At 45.5% G+C, this 13421-nt stretch carries 12 protein-coding genes, 1 pseudogene and 1 other annotated feature; of the genes and pseudogenes, 3 read left to right on the top strand and 10 right to left on the bottom strand.

Going from position 1 to position 13421, the window contains the following annotated elements; genetic code table 11:
- Window positions 1-35 precede the first annotated feature (35 nt).
- The 10 genes and pseudogenes from ACFPYJ_RS10405 to ACFPYJ_RS10455 all read right to left on the bottom strand — a co-directional run bounded on the left by ACFPYJ_RS10405 (window position 36) and on the right by ACFPYJ_RS10455 (window position 11803).
- Window positions 36-1550 (bottom strand): extracellular solute-binding protein, encoded by a 1515-nt coding sequence (locus ACFPYJ_RS10405; protein WP_379188064.1) that lies wholly within the window; start codon window positions 1548-1550, stop codon window positions 36-38.
- Window positions 1551-1602: 52 nt separating this feature from the next.
- Window positions 1603-2484 (bottom strand): carbohydrate ABC transporter permease, encoded by an 882-nt coding sequence (locus ACFPYJ_RS10410; RefSeq protein WP_379188065.1) that lies wholly within the window; start codon window positions 2482-2484, stop codon window positions 1603-1605.
- On the bottom strand, window positions 2484-3437 hold the full coding sequence (locus ACFPYJ_RS10415) for an ABC transporter permease (protein WP_379188082.1): 954 nt from the start codon (window positions 3435-3437) through the stop codon (window positions 2484-2486). The genes ACFPYJ_RS10410 and ACFPYJ_RS10415 overlap by 1 nt, the downstream gene beginning before the upstream one ends.
- A 403-nt stretch (window positions 3438-3840) precedes the next feature.
- The gene (locus ACFPYJ_RS10420; protein ID WP_379188066.1) at window positions 3841-4521 is read right to left on the bottom strand and encodes a DUF7010 family protein; all 681 of its coding nucleotides are present in this window, start codon (window positions 4519-4521) and stop codon (window positions 3841-3843) included.
- A 270-nt stretch (window positions 4522-4791) separates the two neighbouring features.
- Window positions 4792-5907, bottom strand: a complete 1116-nt coding sequence (locus tag ACFPYJ_RS10425; RefSeq protein WP_379188068.1) for a Ger(x)C family spore germination protein — start codon at window positions 5905-5907, stop codon at window positions 4792-4794.
- Entirely contained in the window at window positions 5904-6974 is a 1071-nt protein-coding gene (locus tag ACFPYJ_RS10430) for a GerAB/ArcD/ProY family transporter (protein WP_379188069.1), read from the bottom strand. Before ACFPYJ_RS10430 ends, ACFPYJ_RS10425 begins: the two co-directional genes overlap by 4 nt.
- Before the next feature lie 12 nt (window positions 6975-6986).
- Window positions 6987-8402 carry a spore germination protein gene (locus ACFPYJ_RS10435; protein WP_379188071.1) on the bottom strand — a complete coding sequence of 472 codons (1416 nt, stop codon included), beginning with the start codon at window positions 8400-8402 and terminating at the stop codon, window positions 6987-6989.
- A 510-nt stretch (window positions 8403-8912) separates the two neighbouring features.
- Window positions 8913-9557 (bottom strand): annotated as a pseudogene (locus tag ACFPYJ_RS10445) (DUF2278 family protein); the annotation flags it as partial.
- Window positions 9558-9758: 201 nt separating this feature from the next.
- Window positions 9759-10844, bottom strand: a complete 1086-nt coding sequence (asd, locus tag ACFPYJ_RS10450; RefSeq protein ID WP_379188072.1) for an aspartate-semialdehyde dehydrogenase — start codon at window positions 10842-10844, stop codon at window positions 9759-9761.
- A gap of 145 nt (window positions 10845-10989) precedes the next feature.
- Window positions 10990-11254: a binding site (T-box leader), on the bottom strand.
- Between the two features lie 126 nt (window positions 11255-11380).
- Window positions 11381-11803, bottom strand: coding sequence for a DUF1801 domain-containing protein (locus ACFPYJ_RS10455; RefSeq protein ID WP_379188074.1), 423 nt, complete (start codon window positions 11801-11803; stop codon window positions 11381-11383).
- 215 nt (window positions 11804-12018) lie between these two features.
- Here ACFPYJ_RS10455 and ACFPYJ_RS10460 point away from each other — a divergent pair, with 215 nt between their 5' ends.
- From ACFPYJ_RS10460 to ACFPYJ_RS10470, 3 genes are all read left to right on the top strand, one after another.
- Window positions 12019-12516 (top strand): hypothetical protein, encoded by a 498-nt coding sequence (locus tag ACFPYJ_RS10460; RefSeq protein ID WP_379188075.1) that lies wholly within the window; start codon window positions 12019-12021, stop codon window positions 12514-12516.
- A gap of 15 nt (window positions 12517-12531) precedes the next feature.
- Complete coding sequence (locus ACFPYJ_RS10465; RefSeq protein ID WP_379188076.1) at window positions 12532-12774, top strand: hypothetical protein; 243 nt, start codon at window positions 12532-12534, stop codon at window positions 12772-12774.
- 269 nt (window positions 12775-13043) lie between these two features.
- Window positions 13044-13421, top strand: a 378-nt coding sequence (locus ACFPYJ_RS10470) for a transposase (protein WP_379188077.1), incomplete at its 3' end; no start/stop codon positions are given.

Below are 13421 nucleotides of genomic sequence, written 5' to 3' on the forward strand. Positions count from 1 at the left end.
TACGCATGCCTATATAGCTAAATTATCGTTCGACTCTACTTCTTATGCAACTTCCCGTAGGCTTCATTCATCAATCTGATCTGCTCGTCGCCTCCGCCTTTGCGCCACTGCTCGACCGCTTGCAGCCAGGCCGCCTCGTCAATTTCACCCAAAATATACTTCGTGCTGGCATCGGGAATGATTTTGGAGATGTCTTGCGTTTTTGGCAGATCCACAATGAGCGGCGCCGTTGGATTCAACACGGCAATTTGGTCATTCGCAGCAGTTAGCGTTTTCCATTTCGCATCAAGCGGATTCAGATCTTTCTCCTCATAGAGAAGCGATCCGTCATCCACCCGCAGCTGAGGCAAATACAGCGGGAAATCTTTACGTGCCGTATCCAGCTTAACGGCTTTGCCGTTCTCCAGCTTATAGTCGGTTCCTTCCTTGCCATACTCAATCAGATTTTGCATCGTTTGGTCAGACAGCTTATCAAAAAATCCGAGTATCTTTAGAAGCTCAGCTTCCGTTTTGACTGACGATTTGGGGAACAGAAACAGCCCGTTAAATCCGGTATCCCCCCTGGCGCGCTCCCCCTTCGGACCATTCAGGGTTCTCAAGACATCCAGTTTAATAGCAGGGTTGACTTTCTCACCGCCATCCTGCAGCAATGTCACGGTATTCATCGAACTGAAAGTTACTCCGGCTTTGCCTTTAACGATCAAGTCCCGTTTCTGCGTTTCATTGATTAGCGGGAAATCGGGATTAATCAGCTTCTCTGCTACAAGCCTGCGGTAAAATTTTAACACGTCCACATATTCTTTGGTCAAATGCGCAGGGGTAAGCTTGCCGTCCGCAAGCTCCCATTTGTTAGGGCCTCCGTAATAGACTAATAAGCTTTCGAACCCGTTAAGCACATTATTTTCAGCGAATCCGAAGGTATCGTTCTTCCCGTTTTTATCGGGGTCGTTCAGAGTGAATGCTTTGATAACCTGATATAAATCCTCCAATGTTTGAGGCTCTTTCAATCCCAGGTTATCGAGCCAATCCTTGCGAAGGATGATCCCGATACCAGCCAAGGGACGCGGACGGAAAAGACCGTAAATTTTACCGTCTATGGCCGTACTGTCGAAAATATTCTGTTTCATCCTGCTCAGGTTCGTGAATTGTTTGATGTAGGGGCCGATTTCCCAAAAAGCGCCATCCCGTACGGCGCTAATGAATGCCGGGGTTTTGGCATTTAACACCAGCAGCGTTTTTGGCAGCTGTCCTGATGCCAGGGTTACCGTAAACTTGTCGGCATAAGCTGAATTCGGTACCCAAGTAAAATCCAGCTTCGTGTTCGTATAATCCTCAATCGCCTTGATATATTCATTGTTGTTCATATTCGGAGCATCTCCGGAAAAATAGACATTCATCATACTGATTTCTGTAGGCTCGGATGCTTCCCCTCCCCCCTTGGATTGTTCATTGGGGGTTTTCTCTGCACAGCCCGCTAGCACTCCCGCCAATAACGTCACTATGCTGATTGACGCGATTGCCTGCCATAATGAAGTTCTCGTCTGTTTCATCTGTCGTTCGCCCTCCCCTAACATAATTGAATAACGGGTAAACCGCCGCGCTTTATCCTTTCACCGATCCCAGCACCCCCTTTGCGAAATGCTTCTGCAGGAACGGATATACAAGCAGGATCGGAACGGTAGCCACAGTGATGACTGCCATTTTCACTGTTTCCGGAGGAATAACCACATTCTCTCCGTCGGTTACGCTGCCCATGTCGCCGAACTGGCTGTTCGACATAATGACGATGGAACGCAGGAGCACTTGAATCGGCCACTTGGACGAATCGTTAATATAAATGACGGCGCTCATAAAAGTATTCCAATGCCCCACGGCGAAAAATAGGGAGAACGTCGCAATCACGGGCATCGAGAGGGGAAGAACAATACGGAATAAGATGGCTAAGTCGTTGCAGCCGTCGATTTTAGCCGATTCTTCAATGCCTTCGGGCATCTGTTGAAAAAAGTTTTTGATGATGATCAATGCAAATGCACCGATTGCTCCCGGGATCATAACCGACCATAAGGTATCCAGCATGCCAAGCTGCCTGACCAACAGGTAATTGGGAATAAGCCCCCCGCCAAAAAGCATCGTAAACAAAACCATCCCCATGATCAAACGCCTTCCGATCAAATCTTTGCGAGACAGCGGGTATGCCATGATCGACGTGCAGATCATATTGATGAAAGTGCCCATAACGGTAATATAAACCGTAACAAGCAAACTTCGCAGCAGCGTGTTCGTCGAAAAAATATACCGGTAGGCGTCCAGGGAAAAGTCTGTCGGAAACAAAATAAAATCATTTGACAGCACTTCCTTCTCGGAAGCGAAAGACGAGGCGACAATACTCACGAACGGCAGCACAGTTACAAGAGCAAACAATGACATACAACCATAATTGAACGCATCGAATATTCTTCCGGCTGGCGATGATTCCCCTCTCATCAAAAAATCCCTTCCTCTCCCAGCTTTTTCGATAAGTAGTTGGCTGCTGCAATCAGGATTAATCCTACCCCGGACTTAAACAGTCCTACTGCCGTACTGAAGCTGAATTGCCCCTTTACAATCCCGGCATTGTAAACGTACGTGTCAAACACTTCGGCGACTTCCCGATTCATCGTGTTCAGCAGCAGAAACACATGATCGAAGCTGAGATCCATAATGTCGCCCAAACGAAGAATCAACAATATGATAATGGTGCTGCGTATGGAAGGTAATGTGATGTGCCACATTTGGCGAAAGCGGTTCGCTCCGTCGATACGTGCGGCTTCGTACATTTGAGGATCGATGCCGGCGAGTGCCGCCAAGTAGATAATCGTGCCCCAGCCGCATTCTTTCCAAATGTTTTGCAAAAGGTACATGGGCCGAAACCAGTCCGCATTTAACATGAAGCTAAACTTTTCAAATCCAGCCGCGGCGGCCAAGCTTTGGACCATTCCATTCTGCGATTCGAACAATACGTAAAACATGCCAATCACAATAACCCAAGACATAAAATGAGGAATATAAATCATGGTTTGCACAAGCCGTTTATACGCAAGATTCCTCATCTCATTGAGCATCAGAGCCACAATAATCGGCAGAGGAAAAGCGAATATGATGTTTAAGAAAGAGAGCGCCAATGTGTTCTTAATCAGCATCCAGAAGACAGGATCGTTGAAGAGCAAGCGAAAATGCTCCAGCCCGATCCATGTACTTCCCGCAATTCCTTTGAACGGGGAATATTCCTGAAATGCGATCACGATTCCGGCCATAGGCAGGTATTTAAATACGAGAAAGTAAACCACGCCGGGAAGCAGCATGAAATACAGCCACCGGTCACGAATCAGCTTGCCGGTCACATCGCCTTTTTTCAGGGCTGCATGAGAAGCAGGGGGAGGTAATACCGTCTGTTTCATTTCGCGCATCAGCCTTTCGTTTATAACCTTCATGGAATGGCTTCCATACCGCAACCATATGGCAATTCCCCCGTATCCGTCCATATTCAATTGATGACTTCCTGCACAAACGCAGTGATAATCAGGTCAATGGAGCACTTAAAAAGCAAAATGCAGCCCCCCTGATTAGGTGGGACTGCACTGTAAGTGGCTTCGTTTTGCAATTATTAGTTCTGCGTCAAGAAGCAGTTTCCTCTAATTTACATTTTATTGTGTTAAATTGCCCATAAATTGAGAAAGGCAGCCAATCAATCGGCTGCCTTGTTTCCAGAACGTATAGCCCCGGACAAACTGATAAAACCGATGGATTTCTACGAAAACCGCCCTCCCAACAATTCACTCTTCCAACGCCATGGAGCGCCCTTCAGCGTTGAGATATAGTGTTCACACTTAGCAGTCTTTTCCCCATCAGCCATATTGTTAGGCCCGTTCCCCACAGGATCAGCGCAGAGCCAAGGCCGACCACAGACATAAATGCAAGGATTTGATGTTCCCCCAGCATGACTTTCACAGGCACAAACAGCCATGTAAGAATTGGGAGTAAACAGAGGAGTGCACCTGTAAAATGATAAAGTCTGACCTGGAAAAGAGAAGCCAATGGAAAAAAGTGAAGGCCGACAATTATAGCTGCTGCGAGAGGTATAAGTTCAGAGTGACTTGCAGCATTACAGACTGCAATCGAGATTCCAATCGCTAAACCCTCTGCTGCAAAAATGATGTTAAACCAGATCCCCATACGGTTCCCGCGCTTTACATCTGCTTTTGAAACTTGATTAGTTAATCTTCGTGAAGCGCGTAGTAGTGAACCACCGCCGATGAATAGTGCAATACCTACGGTAACAGCAGCGACTAACAACAAAGGCTCTCCCCAGCCTTGCAATCCCATAATTCCTGTGTATGCCCACAGTGTTCCGAAAAAAGCCATGAATAGAACCCCAAATCCATTTCCGCGCACTGCGGCTCCTGGAATGGTACTGATTGTTGTGATCGACTGCGTTTGTTCCTTTGTATTCGTTACTCGTTCCAACTGTATAGCTGCTGACATTAATATCACTCCTCGTTGCTTGTTTTGCGTTTGCCGTTATCATCGGCGCCGCTTTACTGACTTCATCTTACCGGAACGAGTGCCGGATCGGTATTCATGAATGTAATGTTTTCCATATGATAAATGTCATGTGAAGCTGATGCGTTTGTCGTCTAAATTATTGAAGATTACCCGCTAGTTGAGAAAAGGCAGCCAATCAGCCGGCTGCCTTTTCAATGGATGTATTGAGTTTTCGTTTCCCTTCAGCTTCATGCTTAAGCTTCACCGCTATCAATCCTTAATTCCTTTTGAAATAATTTCTACTTTAACTGAAGTTTGAAAATCTGCCTTTGGGTAGATGGTTTCCCAGTCGATTCTCTTCCAGTCCGCGGGATGAAAAGCCATCAAATCGCGGCCAATCCCTAACGCATCCGAATGCGAGAGTCGCAGCAGCTTCGTAATCTGCTCTGTTTCAGCGGTTAGCATTTCGGATAAACGCTTGTTCATTTGAGTAATTACCCGTTTGTCAGCCAAGTTATCTTTCCCAAATTCAATAACAGAAGCTTTCAACTTGAGGTGCAGCCGGACGTTAACTTTCCCTTCCGGGTCTACCCAGACGCGTTTGGTTCGCTTCAATCCAACAATGTCAACGGATATATATTGAGAAGGATTCTGTTTCGTATGCCCTTCTTCGACATTCCTTGTAATCACGCATAGTCCGCCACGTTTACCGCTTAATAAGAGCAACAATGTGGATTGTTCCGAGTTCAAGGAATAACCCGTATACTTTCGATTATGCATAAGGGCCACTCCGTCAACCTCTGCTCTGTTTTCTTCCTTTTTAATAATCGGAATGACGGAGTCGCGTCCAGGATCGTAGAAAACGGGGAATAGCGAATGCAAGGTCACGTTTGGAATCGCTGTTTCATAGCGGGCGCTTATAATAATTTTCCTTAAATATTCACCTGCTGTGGCCGAACCGATCCGCTCGAGATGAATCAAATCACTGGCCTTCCCAGGCACAATCGCCACTGTTGAAAGCATGGGATCACTAGAATTACGAAATGTAGAATCCAGGAGAACGGCTAAATCTCTTCGCGCGAGCTTCTCGCCAATCAGCATGACTTGATTTTTGGAAGTGCCAACCGGGCCTGCTAATTGCATGCCGATTTTTTTATATAATGATTCTTCCATTGTAGGGCCCGAAGCTGATATAACCTCATGCGTCGGAGCGTTTCTCTCTTTGCCGCCCGGTGATTGAATCGTTACAGTGGTTTCAATTTCATTATTTTCATTCAAGTCGAGCGATGTTGCATAGATGAGTTGTAGGTTTTTCAGCTCATTGTGATAATTACAGCCGGGTAGAATCATAACAGCAAACAGCCAAATCAGAATGAGGCGCTTCATGCCAGCTGTTCCTCCTTTTTGCCTGTCAACCATGACAGTAGTAAAAGTGCTACCGGCAAACCGAGCATAACATAGCTTTCCATTTCAATTACCTTGGCAAGGTATTCAATGCCCGATTCCGATCTCCAGAATATTCCGGACAGGCAGACAAGAGGGGCTACATAATAGACCGCTTTTCGATGCTCCTTGCGATGAAACAAGCAGCTCAGACCTTTGCCCGTAGCGTAAACGTAGCTCGTTAACGTTGCCGTTACCTTCACCAGCCACATGGATAGAAAGAGCAGATCCAGTCTCTCCAAAAAAGGCAGTGAGATGCCGTTTAAGTAAAAAGGGACTGGCTGAGGGACCTGGCTTATGGCTTCTGGACCAAAATTGAGGGAACATGCAAGTACGACAAGCAGATAAAAAGAAGCGGCCGCCCCGTTTGCCCATAACATCGGAGCAATCAAGCTTTTCCCACCCGCTTTCACATCGGAATTGACTACAAGCAGCAATTCGAATCCTAGAAAAGAGATGATTGAACTTTTCATGCCCGTAATTAATGCCTGCCAACCATGTTGACCGATTGGAAGAAGGTACCGGTAATCGAAGTTGTCAAGACCGAAAAATAGGAGAGCCAACATTAAAACGATAATAAAAGTAATCAATGTGTGGTAACGGGCGATGATCCGAATGTTTTCCTTGGCGAAGTAAATAAGGATGATCCCGTTTACGACGATGATTGGCCAAGGATTTGAAAAAGGTAACACCCAAAGCTGAACCAATACCAACTCCAAGAGCAGGATGATGCAGGACGTTAACGCAAAATGAACGATATATAGGATCGTGACCAGATTTCCGAACACTTTGCCGAGGAGCAGAGGGGCAAATTCGAATAGATTCCGGTTTGGAAACCGTCTGCAAAGAGCAATATAAGCGAGCAGCAAAAGCTGGATGACCCCTCCCGCCATAAGGATGGAGATCCAGCCGTCCACTCCGGACGCTTTATGCAATTCATAGGGGAAAGCGAGAACGCCGATACCGATTTGTGTTTGCAGGATGAATGCGAACAATTGAAACCGTGACATGATGTATCCCTCCTACCTGGACATCTTCCGGCCGAATAGCCGCCTTGGCAGCTGAATTAGCGTTGACAGCAGCCGCCTCGGGTTTAAGGGAGTTAGCGGATAAAAATACGGGACTCCATACGTTTCGAGTTTAGTTAAATGCATGAACAATAGACTGAAACTAAAAGCAATTCCGGCAAAACCGAGTAAAGCAGAAGCGAACATGATGGGTATGCTGACAAGCCGAAGCGCAAGCCTCATTTCATGAGAAGGTACACTAAAGGAAGCGACAGCAGTAAGAGCAATAACCACGATCATCGTCGTGGAGACCAGGTTCGCATTGACAACCTCCGTTCCGATGACTAGACCGCCTACAATGGACAAGGTTGAGGCAATCGCCTTGGGAAGCCGAAGCGCGGCTTCCCGAAGCAGCTCCAGCACGGTTATCATAAACAGTGCTTCAATTAACGGATTGAAAGGTATATTTTCGAGCGATGCTTTCAAAGAAAAAACCAAATCGATTGGAAGAACTTCAAAGTGATTCGATACGATGGCAATGTAAATGGACGGCATTGCCATTGTAATCAACACGCTGAGAAAGCGAAGAAAGCGGAAAAATGTCCCATTCCACCATCTGAGAACAAAATCATCCGAGACTTGAAAAAACATAAAGAATGTTACAGGGAGAATGACGGCAGATGCATTTCCATCAACCAGCACCACGATTCTTCCTTCCATCAAATGGGAAACTGTGGTGTCGGGTCTTTCGGAGTAAAGCATTTGCGGGAATAACGACCATGTACTGCTCTCCAGAAATTCGGTAATATGCCCTGCAGATTTAACAAAATCGGTGGAAATCGCAGCTATCCGGTCTGCAACTTCGTCTACCACCTTCGAATCGGCAAGATCATTTATAAACATCAACGAAACTTTATGCGGGCTTTGAGCACCTAATATGAAATTCCGTTCAACAAGGTTGGGCGTCTTTAATCGTTTGCGTATCAGCTGTGTATTAACATCCACATCATCAACAAATCCTTCATGAGAGCCGCGGATCGTTTGTTCATTTTGAGGTACGGAGGCGCTGTCCTTTGTACTAATGCTGACATCCGCGAGCAGGATATCCGTGCTTTGATCAAGAAGAATGGCACATTTGCCCTGAAGCATCCCTGCAGCTGCCGCTTTTAACTCGTTTACGCGCTCGATATCCAAGATGGGCAGCACATCTTCAAGGCGGTCTTCAGTCGCTTTGAGGAGAGGCTTTAAAACAAAGGATTGCAAGATTTCCCGATCGGTGAACGCGATATGATACAGCAGGCAGCCTTTTATTCCATGTAAACAGAATTCCCTGATATGTATATCTGAAGGAGCATCGAAAGACTGGGTAAGGTTGTGAATATTGGTCTCCAATTCAACGGAGATTGGCAAAGAATCAAGTTGTTTACCCACCTCAATCCCTCCTGAATTTCCACTAATTATGTTGAGTATGCACAACCTTTGCTATATTCATCCAAATCAAACAGGCGATTGGGAAAGTTCCCGATCGCCTGTTGTACTTTTCCTTTTCACCTGGAATGAGATCAAGTCTCAAAATAAAATCGTCCAGCTCGGTTTTACCTGATGCTTCGTATAGGAGACCCCGGCAATTTTCAAGCCATTTTGGTTTAGTAGGGTAATGATATCATCCTTGTCTCGAAGGAATCCCGGATTAGTTATGGGAACGGGGAGAAACTGTCCGGCCTGGATGACGCCCTGCAGCTTGTGCTTTTGCTTCTCCTTGTTGGCGATGGCCCATCCGGTCAGGTCTACGGCTCGGCTGGAAGCATTAAGCAGCGTAACCGTTTCATTTCCGCCGCCTTCTGGCAGCACAATGGCTCCAGCGATTCGAATAGCGCTTTCCGGCAGTGGTACCGGCGTCTCCCCTGAATCAGGTATCGGTTCCTCCCCGGGACCTTCGATGGCATGTCCCGACCGATCGTCGGTATGCCACGATTGAGACTGAAATGCAAGGAATACGGCAATCCATCTCTCTTCGGAAGGAAAATGAATCAGAAGCCCGCCATCTTGGTAGATGCCGTCGTCTTTCGTAAACCTGCCGCTGTTTCCTTGATTCATATGAATATCGTGAATGCCGTTGCCGGGCTCGAATCCAAAAATTTTGTCCGATTTGCCGATTTCCGGACCCCATCTTTCCCCAAATGCGTACAGAACTGCATCATCTGTCTCCATCGCGCGGCGTACATAGAAGTCAAGCTTCTCATTAAGGTCGTTATCTCTTCCCGGTATATCAAATGCCAACGGTACCATGTCGCGGCGGTCGAACAGATTGCTGCGGATATAATCAAGCGCCTGACCATCAGGCTTGCTTGCTTGCAGCGTAAACCCAAATGGCAGCAAAGGCAATTCAGCCGTCAAGACATGCTGAAAATTGTCAATGATGCAGTACAGCAGCTCGGACGGTCTGAGCTGTGACTTGACATTGATCGCGATGCGAAAATGTTCGTTATTAGCGGCGGCGTGCACTTGATAATGGGGGTTATCGTTTGTGCCTAGACGCCGGTCAGTAGCCATGCATTTGAGCACGCCATAGGAATGAATGGGCATAAGATTCCTCCTTCAATTCGAACTCAACAATTTTCTTTTCATGACTCGATTACCTTTTCCACATGAGGTGATTAATTCCTCTCTCTCCCCCTGTTACTATTTTGTAAACTTGAAATTCATCAACTCTGAAAAACAGCAAGCCCCCGAACGTATCGGAATGCTTGCTGTTTTGTCTATCTATTCGAATGAATGTGAATGCTTCTACTTTGCCTGAATGTACCCTTCTGCTTTAAGCAGTTCGGCGATCAGAACAGCACCACCCGCTGCTCCGCGTAATGTATTATGCGATAGTCCTACAAATTTATAGTCGTATATGGAATCCTCACGCAATCTACCCGCCGAAACGCCCATACCGCGCTCCAAGTTGCGATCAAGCTTCGTCTGTGGTCTGTTCTCTTCTTCAAAATACGTGATGAACTGCTTGGGGGCGCTTGGCAGACCAAGCTCCTGAGGCCGTCCATTGAATTTCAGCCAGCGATCGAGAATTTCTTCTTTCGAAGGTTTATTCTCGAACGATACGAATACCGTAGCCAAATGCCCATCCGTGACTGGAACACGAATACACTGCGTTGTAATTAATGGTGCGCTAGCTTTTATAATTTCACCATTTACGATGCTGCCCCATATGCGCAACGGCTCCTGCTCGCTTTTTTCTTCCTCGCCGCCAATATAAGGGATGACATTATCCAACATGTCGGGCCAATCGGTAAAGTTTTTTCCGGCTCCGGAAATCGCCTGGTATGTCGATGCAACCACTTTCGTTGGTTTGAACTCCTGCAGTGCATGAAGGGCCGGCACATAGCTCTGAATCGAACAGTTGGGCTTAACGGCAATAAATCCGGCCTTGGTTCCGAGCCGCTTTCTCTGAGCTGCAATCACTTCAATATGCCCGGGATTAATTTCCGGAACGACCATCGGGATGTCAGGCGTCCAGCGGTGAGCCGAATTATTGGATATCACGGGCGTCTCTGTTTTTGCGTACGCCTCTTCCAATGCTTGAATTTCATACTTGTTCATATCAACGGCACAAAAAATAAAATCGACCTGAGCGGCAACCTCATCCACTTTTGAAGCATCCTGAACGACAATATCCTTCACTTCTTCAGGAATTGGGGTAGCCAACTTCCATCTGCCTTGTACAGATTCTTCATACGTTTTACCTGCCGAACTGGCACTGGCTGCAATGGCCGTTACCTTAAACCAGGGATGCTGATCCAGCAGCTGAACAAAACGCTGCCCTACCATACCCGTTCCACCGACGATACCAACCTTCAATTTTTCTGTCATAAGATATTCAAATCCTTTCAAAAAGCATGCATGATCTTCCCTAATTAACTATTCAAACAATCTGATTTGGTGTACTAAAATGCTGCATGTGAGCCATATTCCCTTTGCAAAAATAAAAAAATCCCACCCCCAAGACTTAGTCAGTCTTAGGGACGAGATTTGTATACTCGCGGTACCACCCCAGATTCGCTAATATGTCGCCATATTAGCCTCTTCAAGTACGGCATTACAATGCAATGCTTATACTCTAGCTCTGTAACAGGAGCTCCTGTCACACCATCCTCCTTTTTATGGGATTCCGATGTGCTGCTCTGAGGCTTTGTTCAATAAAGAACTCTTTACTCCTTTTCAGCTGACGGAGCTCTCTGTCAAAGAATTCATCTATTTACTCTTCTCTTCGTCGCATTTGAACATTGCGATTATATTATCAGATAACCTTTGTGAGGTAAACATAATTTTTGAAGATTCGAAAACATTTCAATTTTGAACAAAACTGCCTGGTTGGGATATCAACTGTTCCTGCTAGTTCAAAGACTTCAATGACCCGGATAAGTTTCATTCAAAAACTTGATGGATTGGCTTATCATCGCTTTCAAAACTTCAACATCAATGTCCGCTATTTTATTGATATAGACGCAGGCTTTACCTGAAGTATGTTTCCCGAAATTCTGCAACAGCGCATCTCGCTCTGTGTCGCCAGTCGCAAAATACAGACTTATCTTTGCCTTTCTAGGTGAGAAACCAACCAGCGGTGCAACTCCTTCATGACCGGAGTCGTATCGGTAGTGATAGGAGCCGAAACCAATGATACTCGGTCCCCACATCTTTGCAGGACAGCCTGTCGTTTCCGTAAATATATCTAACAGCTTATAGGCATCTTCACGCTTCTTTTGATTATCGACATTATCAATAAACTCGATTACGCTGTTGTCGGTTTCTTTTGTTTTCTGTTCATACATCGTTATAAACTCTCCCCTCAACATTCGATCTCTAAATTCAAAGTTACAATATCATGTAATTTGGAAGACTGTCAAAACCGATTACTTTAGAGTACCTCCCCTATTCATTCGCCGACTGCTGGACACGCGGCGCAACGAGGATCCTGCCATGCTCAGACCCCTAGACCAAACAAGTAAAGCGTACAATATCTAATTTATTATAAGGTGAAGCGAGTTTGTATGCTGTTGTTCATTGCGCACATGAAGATAATGGTCCAATTTATGACGTACTTGGAGGCGTTGCTGGAATAGCGAAAGGAGCTGGAAAAGCTGTTATAAAAGTCACTGCACGGGAAGTTACGCAAGCGGTGGTAAAACAAACCGAGAAGAAAATCTTATGGGCAGCATGGAAAGATTATGAAAAGGTTAATGTAGATGGTCAAACATATGCGATTGTAGGAAATAGATTATTTTCTCGACATGCTGTCGACCGAATGCAACCAAGCGGTATGAGGTATACAAGCGATACTGCGGGAGGGAAAGTAGGTGCATCTAGAATTGAATCGACAGGACAGATTGACTATGGTAGAGGAGTGGCACCTCAATATGTTGAAGATGTAATAAATTCTACACAGCCAATAATCCAAGGTAATGGAAATTTGTCTTATACTTCAGGAAGTTTGACCGTAATTACTAATATCAGAGGCGCTGTCGTTACATTAATTACAAAATAAGGAGAAATGCTACAGATGAATGAATTAATTGAAGTTTGCCAAAAGTTCAAAGATGGTACATGCAGTATTGATGAGCTATACCGCCGTTTATCTTGGATAGCAGTTCCAAATCAATTTTCCGAGGTTGTATCAAGAACAGAAAAAGAATTGGAATTTATTCATTTTACTGAGTTAGAAGAGAATTGGGGGGGAAAAGCGTTAGAGGTTATAAATAAATTATTTAAAGAAATAGGTTACAATGAATTAAATGAAAAGTAAACTGTCTGCTACCATATGTGAGTGTAACAACTCCATGTGGTTTTCTTTTCGTGAAATGCTTCGAAAAAAGCTGAAATGAATAGCTTTTATGACGGGAAATATAGCAAGGAGGAAGAAGTCATTAAAAAAAGAATAATGATGTTGGATATAGATTTTTTTGGTGGTATTAATTTTAAGGACAGGGACAGTAATGAGAGAGTCTGTAAAATAGTTTGTGTAAACTCCAAAACCTATTAAAATGGTAGTATACGAAAGGTTGGGGACTACACATGGGGTTATGGACGAAGCAGCAGCTCCGGGATTTCATTAAAGAGAACAAGTTGGTATCCGCACAGGATGCTCAAAATGCCCTGAAAGATCTGTTTGCCGAGACGCTGCAAGAGATGCTGGAGGGTGAGATGGATGCTCATTTGGGCGATCAGAAACATGACATGCAGAATAAGCAGACGACCAACAGGCGCAATGGCAAGAGCAAGAAAACCATTACTAGCGAGTATGGAGAGCAGCAACTCTCTATTCCTCGTGACCGTGAGGGCGAATTCGAACCGCTTGTTGTGAAGAAGCACCAGTCCAATGTAATTGGTATTGAAGATCAAATCGTTGCCCTCTATGCCAAGGGTGTGAGCACGCGGGAGATCCAAGACCAC

Source organism: Paenibacillus solisilvae, assembly GCF_042656405.1.
GTDB lineage: Bacteria > Bacillota > Bacilli > Paenibacillales > Paenibacillaceae > Paenibacillus_Z > Paenibacillus_Z solisilvae.

Excerpts from the sequence above, each read along its gene's own strand:
- ACFPYJ_RS10410 (WP_379188065.1), bottom strand. The coding sequence starts at position 2,484 with ATGAGAGGGGAATCATCGCCAGCCGGAAGAATATTCGATGCGTTCAAT.
- ACFPYJ_RS10420 (WP_379188066.1), bottom strand. The coding sequence starts at position 4,521 with ATGTCAGCAGCTATACAGTTGGAACGAGTAACGAATACAAAGGAACAA.
- ACFPYJ_RS10425 (WP_379188068.1), bottom strand. The coding sequence starts at position 5,907 with ATGAAGCGCCTCATTCTGATTTGGCTGTTTGCTGTTATGATTCTACCC.
- ACFPYJ_RS10455 (WP_379188074.1), bottom strand. The coding sequence starts at position 11,803 with ATGTATGAACAGAAAACAAAAGAAACCGACAACAGCGTAATCGAGTTT.
- asd (WP_379188072.1), bottom strand. The coding sequence starts at position 10,844 with ATGACAGAAAAATTGAAGGTTGGTATCGTCGGTGGAACGGGTATGGTA.
- ACFPYJ_RS10405 (WP_379188064.1), bottom strand. The coding sequence starts at position 1,550 with ATGAAACAGACGAGAACTTCATTATGGCAGGCAATCGCGTCAATCAGC.
- ACFPYJ_RS10465 (WP_379188076.1), top strand. The coding sequence starts at position 12,532 with ATGAATGAATTAATTGAAGTTTGCCAAAAGTTCAAAGATGGTACATGC.
- ACFPYJ_RS10430 (WP_379188069.1), bottom strand. The coding sequence starts at position 6,974 with ATGTCACGGTTTCAATTGTTCGCATTCATCCTGCAAACACAAATCGGT.
- ACFPYJ_RS10415 (WP_379188082.1), bottom strand. The coding sequence starts at position 3,437 with ATGAAACAGACGGTATTACCTCCCCCTGCTTCTCATGCAGCCCTGAAA.